Source organism: Streptomyces tibetensis, assembly GCF_007655005.1.
Taxonomy (GTDB): domain Bacteria; phylum Actinomycetota; class Actinomycetes; order Streptomycetales; family Streptomycetaceae; genus Streptomyces; species Streptomyces tibetensis.
On the sequence record NZ_SZVW01000015.1, the window covers coordinates 194,944 to 209,673 of the forward strand.

Genomic DNA, 14,730 nt, shown 5'->3' on the forward strand with positions numbered 1-14,730 from the left:
TGACACAGGCGTGACGGGGTACCCGGCTCCGCATGATCGGGCGCGCACTGTGGCAGGGGCTGGTCGCCGGTACCGCAGGGGGCGTGGTGATGACCCTCGGCGAGAAGATCGAGCAGTCCGTCACCGGCCGCCCCGACTCCCATGTGCCCGCCCGGGTTCTCCAGCGTCTCACCGGCCTGCCCGAACACCCCGGCACCCAGCCGCTGCCGGTCAACTGGGCCATGCACTTCGGCCAGGCCGCCCTCCTCGGAGTGCTCCGCTCGGTCATGGCCCATTCCGGGCTGCGCGGGCCGGTCGCGTCCGCCAAGTTCACGGTCGTCCGCCTCACCAATGATCAGATCCTGGAGAACGCCACCGGAGTCGGTGCCCCGCCCGCCACCTGGCCCCGCACGGAACTCGCCGTGGACGTCCTGCACAAGACGGTCTACGGCTTCGTCACCGGCGCCGTGGCCGATGCGCTGGCCGCCCGGGGCGGCCCCGGCCCGGGCGAGCGCCACGCCGCCCGCCGCCCGGGCCGTCGTGCCGGTGCCGGGCCGCTGCCCCGCGAGGACGGCTACGGCCGCTGACCCCGCCCTCGGCTCAGCGGGCCAGCACATCCGCCAGCGCCCCCGCCCCCGCGGCACAGGCCAGAACCGCACAGGCACCGGCCGCATGGCGTCGAAGCAGGGCGCGTCGGAGGTGGGCGTAGCGGCTCTCGTACTCCTGCCGCAGCTCACCGGCGCGTCGCACGGTGCCGAGCATCAGCTGCCGGGTGTCGTCGAGACGCCGGCGGACGTAGTGGCCGGTGAGTTCCTCGGCCTGGGCGGTGGTCAGCCACGGCATCCGTGCGCAGAGCTCCTCGGCCTCGCGCTGTGCCCGGTCGCGATGAGCATGGGCGAGCAGGAAGCCCTCGGTCTCGTCCGCCAGGGCACTGCGCGGTTCGCCCACGGGCGCCTGCTGCCTGCCCCGTCTCACTGCCGCTCGCCCTTGTGCCCCTCGGCGTCGACCACATCGCGCTGCCCGGTGTTCTCCGCCTCGTCCAGGCTCGCCACGTCCGGGTGGCGCAGGTCGAAGGCCGGCGACTCCGAGCGGATCTTGGGCAGGGTGAGGAAGTTGTGGCGGGGCGGCGGGCAGGAGGTGGCCCATTCCAGCGAGCGGCCGTAGCCCCAGGGGTCGTCGACCTCGACCCTCTCTCCCCTCTGGGCAGTCCTGTACACGTTGTACAGGAAGGGCAGGGTGGACAGGCCGAGCAGGAACGCGCCGATCGAGGAGACGGTGTTGAGCGCGGTGAAACCGTCGGCGGCCAGGTAGTCGGCGTAGCGGCGGGGCATGCCCTCGGCGCCGAGCCAGTGCTGGACCAGGAAGGTGGTGTGGAAGCCGACGAACAGCGTCCAGAAGTGGATCTTCTCCAGGCGCGTGTCGAGCATCGTGCCGGTCATCTTCGGCCACCAGAAGCTGAATCCGCCGAACATCGCGAACACGATCGTTCCGAACAGCACGTAGTGGAAGTGGGCGACCACGAAGTAGCTGTCGGTGACGTGCCAGTCGAGCGGCGGGGAGCCCAGGATGACGCCGGTCAGGCCGCCGAAGAGGAAGGTGACCAGGAAGCCGAGCGCCCAGAGCATGGGGGGCTCGAACGACAGCGAGCCCCGCCACATCGTGCCGATCCAGTTGAAGAACTTCACCCCCGTCGGCACGGCGATCAGATACGTCATGAAGGAGAAGAACGGCAACAGCACCGCGCCGGTGGCGAACATGTGGTGCGCCCACACCGTCACCGACAGCCCGGCGATGGAGACGGTCGCGCCGATCAGACCGGTGTATCCGAAGATCGGCTTGCGGGCGAAGACGGGGATGATCTCCGTGATCACGCCGAAGAACGGCAGCGCCAGGATGTACACCTCGGGATGGCCGAAGAACCAGAACAGGTGCTGCCACAGCACCGCGCCCCCGTTCTCCGCGTTGAACACCTGCGCGCCGAAGCGCCGGTCCGCCTCCAGTACCAGCAGCGCGGCTGCCAGGACCGGGAAGGCCAGCAGTACCAGCACCGAGGTGAGCAGCACGTTCCAGGTGAAGATCGGCATCCGGAACATCGTCATGCCAGGGGCGCGCATGCAGATGATGGTGGTGATGAAGTTGACCGAGCCGAGGATGGTGCCGAACCCCGAAAGCGCCAGCCCCATGATCCACAGGTCTCCGCCGACCTGAGGGGTGCGCTCGCCACCGCTGAGCGGGGTGTACGCGGTCCAGCCGAAGTCGGCGGAGCCCTGCGGGGTGAGGAAGCTGCCGAGCACGATCAGGCCACCGAAGAGGAACAGCCAGTACGAGAACATGTTCAGCCGCGGGAACGCCACATCGGGTGAGCCGATCTGCAAGGGCATGACGGCGTTGGCGAAACCGGCGAACGTGGGCGTCGCGAACAGCAGCAGCATGATCGTGCCGTGCATGGTGAACGCCTGGTTGTACTGCTCACTGGAGACGATCTGCAGCCCCGGCCGGGCCAGCTCCGCCCGGATGAGCATCGCCAGTGCCCCTGCGACCAGGAAGAACCCGAACGACGTGATCAGGTACAGGTGCCCGATCTTCTTGTGATCGGTGGTCGTCAGCCAGGAGACCACCACCTTCCCTCTGCCGCGGGGCTCGACCGCGGGTACGGGTGAAACCGGTTCGGTGTGTGTCGCCATCAGTTCCTCGATCGGCAGCAACGGGGCGGACGGTCATCCGCCCGGGAGGAACCTATTCGGTGCGGTTCATCACCCTTGTCTGCCGTCGGGTGTCCCTGAGCCGAATGGCGCAACGATCCATTCGACCGGGCGGTGGGCTCAACGCCGTTGACGCACGATCGCGGCGACCGCGCCGGACACGAGGAGGCCGACGAGTCCGGCCAGAACCCTCTTCGCCGCCGCCGAGGGGAAACTGAGACCCAGCCCGTCGCGAATCCGGTCGTAGAGACTGAGCGGCACGGCCAGCAGCGCGTTGCCGGGCGGGCGTCGCGGGACGATCGGGTGGGGGTGCGTGGGTGCGCTCCTGCGTACCGCCTCCCAAGCGGTGCCGAGCCGGCGCAACCGAACGGCGTCCAGGGCTCCTTGCAGCCGAGGCAGGAGCAGGTCCTCCTCGTCGCGGATGTCCTGGCGGATCAGGGCGAAGACCCGCTCCACCTTCTCCTCGCGTTCAGGGCTGCCGGGACTCAGACGCTCGATGTCGGCGACGAGATCATTGATCTGCTGGTGTTCCTCCTCGACACGCGAGGTCAGGTCCTCGCCGTCCGCCACCGAGCGCCGCACGACCGGCCACAACACGGTCTCCTCCGCGAAAGCGTGGCTGAAGACGAGCTGGACGACCTCCACGAGGACCCGCTCTCGTTCCTCGCCGTCCGCGAGAGTGCCGTACCGGTCCATCAGACGGTCCATCTCCGCGTGATCACGCCGCTGCCGCGCGAGGACGCTGCTCGGACCGCCCAGTTGCTCCACCGTCTGGTCTTCCATCGTCCTGGCCATGGACCGCTCCCTTCCGCGGGCCGGTGAAGGTGCCGGCGCCGGTGGCGGCAGGCGCGACCGCCGGTGGCGCGAGTACCCCGGCACGCCGGGGCGCACCTGACGGCGCCCCCCTTTCCTGTGCGAGCGGTTTCAGTATCTGTGTCATGTTTTGTTCCGGCCTGAGCGCGGCACTCGGTCATCCACGAGCGTGCCCCCTGAGAGGTGACTTCGCTGCGTGAGGTGCGCGTGACGCGCGCCGGAAAATCGGCCCGGCCCCCGGGCGGAACAGAGGGTGGTCGATGACGACGATCGGCGTGGAAGAGGAGTACCTGCTGCTCGACCCGGTCACGGGCCTGCCGGTGCCTCAGGCGGACAAAGTGCGCGCCACGGCGGGCGTGGGGCACCTCGTGACCGACCAGGAGGTGCAGTACGAGCTGCTCCAGGCGCAGGTCGAGGTGGCCACCCCGGTCTGCAGCACCCTGGAGGAGGTCGGAGGTCACCTTCTGCGGCTGCGGCACGCCGTCGGCGTGGCCGCCGAACAGCACGGCTGCCGGATCGGGGTCTGCGGCACCCCGCCACTGCGGCACGGCCGCCCCATCGCCGTCACCGACCAGGCCCGCTACCGTGCCATGGTCACCCAGGCCCCCCAGCTGGTGGCGGAGCAGCTGGTCAACGGCACGCACGTGCACGTCGCAGTGCCGAACCGGGAAGCGGGCGTGCAGGTGCTGAACCGGCTCCGCTCCCGGCTGCCGACGCTGACGGCCATGGCGGCGAACTCGCCGCTCTGGGACGGCCACGACACGGGCTTCGCGAGCTGGCGCACCGTGATCTTCAGCCGGTGGCCGGTCAGCGGCATGCCCCCGCACTTCCGGGACGCCGACGACTACGACCGGCGCGTGGAACGGCTGCTGGAGTCGGGACTGATCTCGGACGTCGGTCAGCTCTACTGGCAAGCCCGCCTCTCGGCCACGTACCCCACCATCGAGGTGCGGTGCCTGGACGTTCAGCTGCGCGCGGACGAGGCGGTCATGCTCGCCGCGCTCATCCGGGCCCTCGCGGAGACCGCGCTGGCGGAAGCGGCCGCCGACGCGCCCCTGCCCGACGCCGCGCCGGAGCTGCTGCAGGCCGCCATGTGGCACGCCGCCCGGCACGGGCTCGGGGACACCCTTCTCGACCCCGGCGGCGTCCCGCACCGGGCCGGCGACGTCCTCTACGAGTTCCTGCGGCACGTCACTCCCGCCCTCGACGCATCCGGCGACTCCCGGCAGGTCACGTCTTTGATCCACCGGCTGCTGCAGGACGGCACCGGAGCGGACCGGCAGCGCGCCGCCCTCGCGCACGGCGGTCTTCGCGCGGTCACCGAGCTGATCAGCGCCCAGAGCACGATGCCGTGACGCCCGGAACGGCTCCTCAGGCCACCGCGGCGTAGGCGGCGGCGACAGCGGTGTCCGCGCGGGCGTGGACGACCAGTCGCGTGCCGCCGGTGTCGGCGTCCGCCTCGAGCGCGCGGCGGACGGGCGCACTGTGCGTGGCCACCGACATCAGCGTGCCCCACCGGCTGCACACGTGATGGACCCGGAGGACCACGCTGACCACCGCGCTCCGAGCGGCCGGCTCGTCGAGGACGATGACCACGGGTGCTGGCCGGCAGGCCTGGACGAGGTCGCTGATCCTCGTGAGGAGCGTGGCGTGCCCGCCGATGCCGGGGTCCTGGTGGACCGTGACGACGAGGACTCCGTGATCGAGCGAATGGGACAGCACCACGGCCTCCGTTCCTCCGTTTCCTTCGCCGGCGGGTCGTTCCGCCGTGGAGTACCCGGGGGTGGCCGTTCGAAGCCACACCGGGTCGGCGCCGCTCCCGCTCTGTCCCCACGGTCCGGCCGAGGGCCCGTGCGGTGGGCACCCGTTCGGGGGGCGTGTGGTGGCCGGAAACCGGCCCGGCCGAAACAGTGGGGGAGACGAATCCGTTCCCTTCGGACCTGGCGGGGCACTCCGTCGGCGCGCGAGTCCCTACACCCCCAGGAGACCGTCCCATGAGCTTCAACCCATTGGAACAGCGGGGCATCCCGCTCGACCGTCAGCTCCGCAGCTGGCGCGAGCTGAACGTGCAGCCCATCGACCCCGACCGCTGCGACCCGTACACCCGCTGCCGCATCATCGCGATGAACGGCATCGAGGTGGAGGCCATCCTCTTCAGTCACCAGCTCGCCCGCAACACCGTCGACCCGGAGGTGAAGCGGCAGCTCGCCCGGACCCGCTACATCGAGGCGCAGCAGCAGAAGGTGGTCAACTGGCTGCTGCCCGGGGTGTCCTCCGTCCTGGAGACGACCATCGCCTACGAGCAGGTCGCGGTGGACCTGACGGCCTGGGTGGCGCGCATGGAGCCGGACCCCTATCTGAAGCAGGCGTATCAGTTCGGGGTGCTGGAGGACTTCGACCACCTGTACCGGTACGCCAACCTCTACGAGATGATCGAGCACCGCAAGGCGGAGTCGATCGTCGACGACCTCACCGAGGTGATGCCGGGCCGCCCGACGAAATACCACCACCGTGACCCGTACGACAACGTCCGTGACCCCTACGACAAGAGCGGCACGAACCCGCTGTCCAAGCTGCACGCCCTGACGATCATGGCGGCGGAGCAGCAGACCATGAACTTCTACATGAACACCGGCCCCACCTACATGGAGCCGATCGCCCGGCAGCTCTACCAGGAGATCGGGCTGATCGAGGAGGAGCACGTCACCCACTACGAGTCGCTCGTCGACCCGGGGGAGACGTGGTGGGAGCAGCTCGTCAACCACGAATACAACGAGTGCTACCTGTACTACTCCTTCATGGAGCAGGAGAGCGACCCCAAGGTGAAGGCGATCTGGGAGCTGCACCTGAACATGGAGCTGGAGCACCTGCACACCGCCTGCGACATGATGCGCCGCCACGACGGCCGGGAGCCGCAGGAGGTCCTCGCCCCGGAGCTGCCGAACGTGCTCACCTTCGAGCCGAACAAGCAGTACCTGCGCGAGCTGCTGGACACCCAGATGGACCTGACCACGCTGGGCGCCGGATACGTGCGCGAGGCACACGAGCGGTTCGAGAAGATGCAGGAGCAGATCCACGGCGGTGAACAGCCGCCCAGCGAGCGCGTGATGGTCCAGCACGATGAGATGTTCGGCCGCGAGTACCGCGTCCAGACCGAGGGAGAGCACCCCGACCCCGCGATGCGCGAGAAGTGAGGCGGCCGACCATGCCCGAGACACACACTCCCCAGGCCGGCGACGACCGCGCCGCGGACAACGACGTGGTCGCGCTCCTCATGCGCCAGCACGGCGACATCCGCAACCTCTTCGACGAGGTCGAGCAGAGCCGGGGCGAGGAACGCCGTGACGCCTTCCGCCGCCTGGTGCGGCTGCTGGCCGTGCACGAGACCGCTGAGGAGGAGGTCGTCCACCCCTTCGCACGGCGCGCTCTGCCCGGTGGCGAGCAGGTCGTGGAGGACCGGCTCGCCGAGGAGCGGGCGGCCAAGGAGACCCTGGCCGCCCTGGACGAACTGGACACCGACGACCCGAAGTTCATGCTCCAGCTGATGAAGCTGCGCAAGGACGTGCAGGAGCACGCCCGGGCGGAGGAACGCTACGAGTTCACGCACATCCGCCGCAGCACCGACGCCGACGGCCTCGCCACCCTGGCCAAAGCTGTGAAGGCCGCCGAGGCCATGGCCCCCACCCGCCCCCACCCGGGCGTCGAGTCCGCCAAGGCCAATGTCGCCCTCGGCCCCGTCGCGGCCCTCGTGGACCGCACGAAGGACGCCGTCCGCAAGGCGATGGACAAGGACTGAACTCCGCGAGGAGCCGACCCGAGTCAGGTGGCCGCCCGGGGGCCGGCGGCATCACCGGCGCACCGGTCGTCGTCGTGTGCTCGGGCGGGTCCTGGGCCGGACGGGTCCTGTGCTCGGGCGGGTCCTGGGCCGGACGGGTCCTGTGCTCGGGCGGGTCGTCCGGTCAGACGGGAAGGACGAACGGAGGGTGCGCCCCGTTGAGGAAGTAGTCCCCGACGTCCTGGAGCCGGTGGGCGACGGGCTCGTACAGGGTGTGCGTCCGGGCGTTGCGCCAGAACCGGTCGAAGCCGAGCCGGGCGGAAGCGGAGCGGGCGCCGATGATGTCCAGGGCGCGAGCGGTGGACTCCTGGGCGGCCTTGGACGCGGCGGCCTCGGCCATGGCCACCAGGACGGAGATCTCCGCGTAGTCCTCGTAGGTGAGGTCCTCGCCATGGTCCAGCCCGCCCTGCACGGCCCGGCGTGCCTCATCGGCGAGTGCGGACGCCGAGCGGGTGAGCACGGTGAGCTCCCCGTACGCCGTCAGCACCTGTGGGTCCTGAGGGGAGCCGACCGGCCAGTCCGGGTGCCAGTGCGAGTGGCCGGACCTGCTGTACTCACGTGCCTCGGCCAGTACGCCCTCCGCCATGCCGAGCCGGAGCTGCGCCGACAGCAGACGACCGACCGGTGACACCAGGGCCGTCAGCGGCGACAGGACGTCCTCGTCCGCCGACAGGGAGCCCAGCACGTCGTCGGCGGCGATGGGCACGGCGTCGAACTCCACGCTGCCGCCCGCCGCCAGCCGCTGGCCGAAGGGGTCGGCGTCACCGTCGACGACCACACCCGCGAGGGCGGGATCGACCACGAGCGCGACGGGTTCACCGGTTCCGGCCCGCACCGCACGTACGGCGAGGCGGTCGGCGACCAGAACGCCGGCGGCGTAGCTCTGCCGCCCGTTCAGTACGTACCCGCGCGTGTCCCGGGTGAGTGTCAGCGCCGGTTCCTGGCGGGCCAGGCCGCCGCCCCAGCACCACCGCTCCGCCGCGGACCGCCGCTCCAGCCGCGCGGCGAGGGCGGGATCGGCGAAGAACCGTGCGCTCCAGGACGTGAAGTAGTGACAGCCGAGGAGCTGCCCGATGGCGCCGTCGGCCGCCGCTATCTCCCGGACCACGGCGTACGCCCGGGTCCAGTCCGCGTCGCCGCCCCCGAGCTCGGCGGGCACGAGGAGGGTCAGCAGCCCCGATTCGCGCAGCCGGGACACCTCGTCGAAGGGAGGCTTGCCCGCCTGGTCCCGGGCGACGGCGTCCGTGGCCAGGTCCTCCGCCGTCTCGCGTGCCACGCGGGACCAGTGCGCGCTGCCGGTCCCGGACTGGTCGAACTCCGCGGCGGGGCCGGACGGCGCCAGGGCAACGCCCATCGCAGGAATCTCCTCAAGTTCGTATGCAGAACGGGGTGTTGAGCTTCACGGGCGGGAAAGATGTGTGGGCCATCCGCATCATCCTGCGCAGGAGCGCAAGGCCCCGTCAATACTTTCCTAGTAATTCGATAGGGAACGTAGGGAATGGCGATGTGCGGCCAGCCGGGCCCTCAGTCGCTGTACGGGCGTCGGCGGCAACGCACGGGCGGCGCCCCGCGCATAGTGCCGCTCCACGTAGAACTGCCCCACGCTGAGCACGGTCGTGACGGCGATGTACCAGAGCGTGGCGACCAGCAGCAGCGGAATGACCTGGTACGTCTGGTTGTAGACCAGTTGTACCGAGTACAGCAGGTCGTGCACGGCCAGCACGCTGACGATGCTCGTGCCCTTCAGCGTGCCGATCAGCATGTTGCCGGCCGTCGGCACGATGGAGCGCATCGCCTGCGGCACGACGATCCTGCGCAGGGCGCGAGCCCTGCCGATCCCGAGCGCCTGCGCGGCCTCCGTCTGCACGGGGTCCACGGAGAGGATGCCGCCGCGCACCACCTCGGCGGCGTAGGCGGCCTCGTGCAGGGTCAGGCCGATGACGGCCGTCAGGGCGGGGCCGAGCAGGTTCACCGTCTTGACGGTGACGAACTGCGGGCCGTACGGGATGCCGAGACCGAGCGTCGGATAGAGGGCTCCGATGTTGAACCAGAGCAGCAGCTGCACCAGCAGCGGAGTGGACCGGAAGACCCACACATAGCCCCAACTCAGAGTGCTCAGCACAGGGTTGGCGGACAGTCGCATCACGGCCAGCGGGATGCCGAGCAGAAAGCCGAGCACCATCACCACGCCGGTCAGCCACAGGGTGAGCAGCAGCCCGTCGAGCACGGCGGCACTGGTCAAATACCCGCCGACCACGTCCCATTGGAAGGCCTGGTTGCGGACGACGGAGTCGGCCAGCAGCGCGAAGAGCGACAGAGCGAGGGCAGCCGCCAGCAGGCGGCCGATGTTGCGGCGCGGCACGATCCGTGGCACGTCGTCGCCGGCCTCAGGGCCAGGGGCCCGGCCGGGGGTTTTCGGACCTGCCACGGACAGGGCGGGAGCGGATTCGGTGAGGTCGGAAGGCGAGGCCATCAGAAGGCTCTCCAGGGGAGGGAGGCAGGGCACGGGTACGGGACCGGAGCCAGGCTTCGGCGTCATCACGCTCGCCGCGTCCCTCAACGCGGTGCGCCGATCGTATGGGGCCGACACACACAGGTGTCAACCACACCGGACATCGCGTTCCTGCTCGCCCCAACTCCCGTCCGCCATCCGGGCTGCGGTTGACGAGACGCGAGTCGCCCTGCTCAAGTAGTCGCATGAATGCCGAGCAGCGCCTGGTCACCCGGGGCCACATCGACTTCGGTCGGGTGTGGTCCGCGGCGTGTTGCGCCTGACGCGGCAGCGGGCCGTCTGACCGGCCCTTCCCTCCCTCGGTGCCCCCGTCGCGGGCCGAGTCTCTCTCCTGACACGCGCTGCCGCCGCTCCACCCTGCCCAGGGCCCAGGCCCCGGCGCCATCACCCCCCTTCTCCACCCTCTTCTCCACCCCCTTCACAGCCCCCTTCGCCACGCCCTGAAGCGCCGTCGCACCCCGACCGTGCCGCGGGCCCGCCCCGCCCTGCCCAGATGCTTTTTCCGGCACGGCGCCGGACGACTTGAGGAAAGGCCAGAACCCATGCCCGTGGAGTTCCTCGGCATCGCCGCCACCCACGACGGATCCGAAACCACGCCGCGCTCCGGCGCCGCCTTCGACAAGGACTACACGCTCCGGCTCGCCCGGGCCCACGAGGAACACGGCTGGGACCGGGTCCTGTTCGCCTACGGCTCCGGATCGCCGGACCCGGCACCGGCCGCCGCGTACATCGCGAGCAGGCTGGACCGGCTCCAGATCCTCCTCGCCCACCGGCCCAACGTGTCGTACCCGACCTTCGCCGCGAAGACCTTCGCCACCCTCGACCAAATCAGCGAGGGACGCCTGACCGTGCACTTCATCACCGGCGGCAACGACCGGGAACAGGGTCGCGAGGGGGACACCCTCACCAAGGACGAGCGCTACGCCCGCACCCGCGAGTACATCCGGATCGTCAAGAAGATCTGGACCACGCACGAGCCGTTCGACCACGAGGGCGAGCACTACCGCTTCCACGACTTCGTCAGCGACGTCTTCCCGGTCCAGCAGCCCCGCCCGAACGTGTCGTTCGGCGGCTCCTCACCCGCCGCGTACGCCGCCGGCGGCGCCGAGGCCGACATCTACTGCCTGTGGGGAGAGCCCCTGGAGAAGACCGCCGAGCAGATCGAGAAGGTGAAGGCCGCCGCGCGGGCAGCGGGCCGCACCGATGTGCCGCGCATCCAGGCGGCGTTCCGGCCGATCATCGCCCCGACCGAGGAACTGGCCTGGGAGAAGGCCCACCGCACGGTCGGTGTGATCAAGGCCCGCAGGGAGCGCGGCGAGGCGATCACCAAGCGCCACAACGGCTCCGCGCAGCCGCAGAACACCGGCTCCCAGCGACTGCTCGCCATCGCCGAGGCGGGGGAGCGCTACGACCGTGCCCTGTGGACGCCCACCGCCGCCGCGACCGGCGGCGCGGGCAACTCCAACGCCCTGGTCGGCACCCCGGAGACGGTCGCCCAGGCCCTCCTGGACTACTACGACCTCGGCGTGGACATCCTCTCGGCCCGCGGCTACGACCTGCTCGGCGACGCCATCGACTTCGGCCGGCACGTGATCCCGATCGTCCGCGAGGAGGTCGCCAAGCGCGACGCCGAACGCGACGCCAAGCGCGACGCCGGGCGCGACGCCGAGCGAACGGCCCACGAGCCGCGGCCCCTCGCGACGGTGAACGGATGACCTCCGCCCCGGAACTGACGGTCATTCAGGTCCTGGTCTCCGACCCCCGGGTCGCGCCGTTGCTGCGGGAACTCGGCGACGAGTACTCCAGACGCTACGGCAAGGATGCGCACGCCGAGATCTCCCGCTACCCCGACGAGGAGTTCACCGCACCGCACGGCGGTCTGCTCCTGCTGCTGCTGGAACGCGGCGAACCCGTCGCGGGCGGCGCCTTCCGCCGGTACGACGCAGCCACGGCCGAGCTGAAACGGATCTGGACCCACTCCGCCCACCGCCGCCGCGGTCTCGCCCGGCGCGTCGTCGCCGAGCTGGAACGCGAGGCGGCGGGCCGTGGATACCGGCGCGTCTACCTCACCACCGGCCCACGCCAGCCCGAAGCCCGCGGCCTGTACCTGGCCACCGGCTACACAGCCCTGTTCGACACCGAGGCCGACCCGGAGACCATCGGCCCGCTGCCGTTCGAGAAACACCTGCGAGAGGTCACCGAGCAGTGAACAGAACCCGTCTGCGCAGCACCGCCGCCCTGGTGCTGCTGCCCACCCTGGCCCTCACCGCCTGCGGCTCCGGCGCCACCCCCGGCGCCGCACCGGCGGGCGCCCAGGCCTCCCCGGCGCCCACCGACGACCCGGTCGCCGCCGTCCGCACGGTGGACTCCGTCGCCGCCCTGCTGCCCGCCGACGTCCGCACCTCGGGAAAGCTGCGCATCGGCAGCTCCGTCGGCTTCCCGCCCGGCGCCTACTACCCGAACGGGCCCGGCAAAGCGCCCGCGGGCCAGGACATCGACATCGCCGACGCCGTCGCCAAGGTCCTCGGCGTGAAGCTCGACCGGCAGGACGCCTCCTTCGAGACGATCCTGCCCGCCCTCGGCAGCGGCAAGTACGACGTGGGCACCGGCAACTTCGGCGTCACCACCCAGCGCCTGAAGACCGTCGACTTCGTCACCTACATCGACGACGGCCAGGGCTTCGCCGTGAAGAAGGGCAGCACCGCCGTCAGGAAGAAGGTCACCGACCTGACCCAGTTGTGCGGCCTGACCATCGGCACCGGCGCCGGAACCACCTTCGAGTCGACCCTCGCCGCGCAGAAGGACATCTGCGCCAAGGCAGGCAAGAAGCCCTACGAGGTGAAGGTCTACTCCGAGAACGGAGCGACGCTCACCGCGCTCCAGCAGGGCCGCATCGACGTGATCATGTCGACCATCAACGGCCTGCGCTACCAGGCCGCCCAGCCCGCGGCGCAGACCACGTTCCTCGGCGAGTACCACCGCCTCGACGTCGGCTTCGCCTTCAAGAAGGGCTCCCCGCTCACCAAGGCGTTCCGGGCCGCCGTCGACGAGCTGATCAAGGACGGTACGTACGCCCGCATTCTCAAGAAGTGGGGCACCTCCGCCTCCGCGATCGACGCGTCGCGGATCAATCCGCCCGAGCACAGGTGACCCCATGAGCAGCGACACGATCACAGAACCGGCCACCCGAACGGCCGGGCATGCCGAAGAACTGAAGGTCGTACCCACCCGCCACTACGCCCGCTGGGCCGCCGGCGCCGCCGTGGTCGTCCTGGTCGCGCAGTTCGCCCACGGCCTGGTCACCAACCCCGTCTGGGAGTGGGGTGTCTTCAGCGACTACGTCCTCTCCGAGACGATCGTCCAGGCGGTGTGGGTGACCCTCCAGCTCACCGCGTACGCCACCGTCCTCGGCTTCCTGCTGGGCACGGTGCTCGCCTTCATGCGCCTGTCGCGCAGCCCGGTGCTCTCGACCGTCGCCTGGACCTACATCTGGGTGTTCCGGTCCATCCCGATGATCGTCCAGCTGGTGTTCTGGTTCAATCTCAGCGCCCTGTACAAGGAGTTGGGCGTCGGCATCCCCTTCGGGCCGGTGTTCTGGTCCGTCGACAGCAACACCCTCATCGGCACCATCGGCGCCGCCGTCATCGGGCTGACCCTGCACCAGGCCGCCTACGCCGCCGAGATCGTCCGCGGCGGTGTCATCGCCGTCGACCAGGGACAGCTGGAGGCGGCGGCGGCCCTCGGCATCCCCCGGCTCCGGCAGATCCGCCGGATCGTCCTCCCGCAGGCCATGCGCGCCATCCTGCCCACCGCCGGCAACGAGATCATCGGCCTGCTCAAGGGCACCTCGGTGGTCTACGTCATGTCCATCGGCGAGCTGTTCTACCAGGCGCAGGTGATCTACGGCCGCAACGGCCGGGTGATCCCGCTGCTGCTGGTCGCCACCGCCTGGTACGTCGTCCTCACCTCGCTGCTGTCGGTCGCCCAGTACTACGTGGAGCGCCGCTACGCCCGCGGCGCCGACCGCACCCCGCCACCCACCCCGCTCCAGCGCGCGCGCCGGTTCGTCACGTCCCTCACGAAGGAGAGCGCATGAGTGCCGTCATGGTCGACGTCCACGGCGTCCACAAGAGCTTCGGTCCCCTGGAGGTGCTGCGCGGCGTCGACCTGCAGGTGCGGGCCGGCGAGGTCACCGTGGTCCTCGGCCCGTCGGGCGCCGGGAAGTCCACGCTGCTTCGCACCATCAACCACCTGGAGAAGGTCAGCCGCGGCTGGGTCAGCATCGACGGTGAACTCATCGGCTACCGCCGGTCGGGGAACAAGCTGCACGAGCTGCGGGAGCGGGAAATCCTGAAGCAGCGGACGAACATCGGGTTCGTCTTCCAGAACTTCAACCTCTTCCCGCACCTGACCGTCCTGCACAACCTCGTCGAGGCCCCGGTCTCCGCTCGGCGCCGCCCGCGCAAGGAGGCCGAGGAGACCGCCCGCCGGCTTCTCGACCGGGTCGGTCTCGCCGACAAGGCCGACGCCTATCCGCGGCAGCTGTCCGGCGGTCAGCAGCAGCGCGTCGCCATCGCCCGGGCACTCGCCCTCGAACCCAAGGTGCTGCTGTTCGACGAGCCCACCTCGGCACTCGACCCGGAGCTGGTCGGCGAGGTCCTCGACGTCATCAAGGACCTGGCCCGCACCGGCACCACCATGATCGTCGTGACGCACGAGATCGGCTTCGCCCGCGAGGTCGCCGACACCGTGGTGTTCATGGACGCCGGAGTCGTCGTGGAGCAGGGCCCGCCCTCGGCCGTGCTCGACGCACCGCGGCACGAGCGCACCCGCGCCTTCCTCTCCAAGGTCCTCTGACCACCCTCCCGTCCCTCACGCAAGGAGCACCA

General features: G+C 70.3%; 15 protein-coding genes. 9 read left to right on the top strand and 6 right to left on the bottom strand.

All coding sequences use genetic code 11. The features are described from left to right. Nucleotides 1-32: 32 nt before the first annotated feature. A complete protein-coding gene (locus FDO69_RS25915) occupies nucleotides 33-566 on the top strand; it encodes a hypothetical protein (RefSeq protein ID WP_104782253.1) in 534 nt (177 codons plus the stop codon). A gap of 13 nt (nucleotides 567-579) precedes the next feature. Here the strand turns inward: FDO69_RS25915 and FDO69_RS25920 are convergent, their stop codons facing one another. The 3 genes from FDO69_RS25920 to FDO69_RS25930 all read right to left on the bottom strand — a co-directional run bounded on the left by FDO69_RS25920 (nucleotide 580) and on the right by FDO69_RS25930 (nucleotide 3,476). Beyond that, nucleotides 580-927 (bottom strand): hypothetical protein, encoded by a 348-nt coding sequence (locus FDO69_RS25920; protein ID WP_104782254.1) that lies wholly within the window; start codon nucleotides 925-927, stop codon nucleotides 580-582. Nucleotides 928-950: 23 nt separating this feature from the next. After that, the gene (gene ctaD, locus FDO69_RS25925; RefSeq protein ID WP_104782332.1) at nucleotides 951-2,663 is read right to left on the bottom strand and encodes an aa3-type cytochrome oxidase subunit I; all 1,713 of its coding nucleotides are present in this window, start codon (nucleotides 2,661-2,663) and stop codon (nucleotides 951-953) included. 138 nt (nucleotides 2,664-2,801) lie between these two features. Continuing rightward, a complete protein-coding gene (locus tag FDO69_RS25930; protein WP_104782255.1) occupies nucleotides 2,802-3,476 on the bottom strand; it encodes a hemerythrin domain-containing protein in 675 nt (224 codons plus the stop codon). Nucleotides 3,477-3,754: 278 nt separating this feature from the next. On the opposite strand from FDO69_RS25930, the gene FDO69_RS25935 reads away from it, so the two are divergent. Further along, complete coding sequence (locus tag FDO69_RS25935; protein ID WP_104782256.1) at nucleotides 3,755-4,849, top strand: carboxylate-amine ligase; 1,095 nt, start codon at nucleotides 3,755-3,757, stop codon at nucleotides 4,847-4,849. 16 nt (nucleotides 4,850-4,865) lie between these two features. Here FDO69_RS25935 and FDO69_RS25940 read toward each other — a convergent pair whose 3' ends face one another. After that, nucleotides 4,866-5,219 (bottom strand): hypothetical protein, encoded by a 354-nt coding sequence (locus FDO69_RS25940; RefSeq protein ID WP_420878542.1) that lies wholly within the window; start codon nucleotides 5,217-5,219, stop codon nucleotides 4,866-4,868. Between the two features lie 269 nt (nucleotides 5,220-5,488). Here FDO69_RS25940 and FDO69_RS25945 point away from each other — a divergent pair, with 269 nt between their 5' ends. Next, the gene (locus tag FDO69_RS25945) at nucleotides 5,489-6,688 is read left to right on the top strand and encodes a hypothetical protein (RefSeq protein WP_104782257.1); all 1,200 of its coding nucleotides are present in this window, start codon (nucleotides 5,489-5,491) and stop codon (nucleotides 6,686-6,688) included. A gap of 11 nt (nucleotides 6,689-6,699) precedes the next feature. Beyond that, entirely contained in the window at nucleotides 6,700-7,290 is a 591-nt protein-coding gene (locus tag FDO69_RS25950; protein WP_104782258.1) for a hemerythrin domain-containing protein, read from the top strand. A gap of 163 nt (nucleotides 7,291-7,453) precedes the next feature. On the opposite strand, the gene FDO69_RS25955 is transcribed toward FDO69_RS25950, so the two are convergent. Both FDO69_RS25955 and FDO69_RS25960 read right to left on the bottom strand, forming a co-directional pair. Then, nucleotides 7,454-8,683: an acyl-CoA dehydrogenase family protein gene (locus FDO69_RS25955; RefSeq protein WP_104782259.1), complete on the bottom strand. Its 1,230-nt coding sequence runs from the start codon at nucleotides 8,681-8,683 to the stop codon at nucleotides 7,454-7,456. 117 nt (nucleotides 8,684-8,800) lie between these two features. After that, entirely contained in the window at nucleotides 8,801-9,802 is a 1,002-nt protein-coding gene (locus FDO69_RS25960; RefSeq protein ID WP_104782260.1) for an amino acid ABC transporter permease, read from the bottom strand. 581 nt (nucleotides 9,803-10,383) lie between these two features. Here FDO69_RS25960 and FDO69_RS25965 point away from each other — a divergent pair. Genes FDO69_RS25965 through FDO69_RS25985 form a run of 5 tightly spaced genes read left to right on the top strand, consistent with a single transcriptional unit; the run spans nucleotide 10,384 to nucleotide 14,698 of the window. Further along, nucleotides 10,384-11,556 (top strand): LLM class flavin-dependent oxidoreductase, encoded by a 1,173-nt coding sequence (locus FDO69_RS25965; RefSeq protein WP_104782261.1) that lies wholly within the window; start codon nucleotides 10,384-10,386, stop codon nucleotides 11,554-11,556. Next, entirely contained in the window at nucleotides 11,553-12,050 is a 498-nt protein-coding gene (locus tag FDO69_RS25970) for a GNAT family N-acetyltransferase (protein WP_104782262.1), read from the top strand. The genes FDO69_RS25965 and FDO69_RS25970 overlap by 4 nt, the downstream gene beginning before the upstream one ends. Continuing rightward, on the top strand, nucleotides 12,047-12,991 hold the full coding sequence (locus tag FDO69_RS25975; RefSeq protein WP_104782263.1) for an ABC transporter substrate-binding protein: 945 nt from the start codon (nucleotides 12,047-12,049) through the stop codon (nucleotides 12,989-12,991). The genes FDO69_RS25970 and FDO69_RS25975 overlap by 4 nt, the downstream gene beginning before the upstream one ends. A 4-nt stretch (nucleotides 12,992-12,995) precedes the next feature. Further along, a complete protein-coding gene (locus FDO69_RS25980) occupies nucleotides 12,996-13,937 on the top strand; it encodes an amino acid ABC transporter permease (RefSeq protein ID WP_104782264.1) in 942 nt (313 codons plus the stop codon). Continuing rightward, nucleotides 13,934-14,698 (top strand): amino acid ABC transporter ATP-binding protein, encoded by a 765-nt coding sequence (locus FDO69_RS25985; protein ID WP_104782265.1) that lies wholly within the window; start codon nucleotides 13,934-13,936, stop codon nucleotides 14,696-14,698. Before FDO69_RS25980 ends, FDO69_RS25985 begins: the two co-directional genes overlap by 4 nt. Nucleotides 14,699-14,730 lie beyond the last annotated feature (32 nt).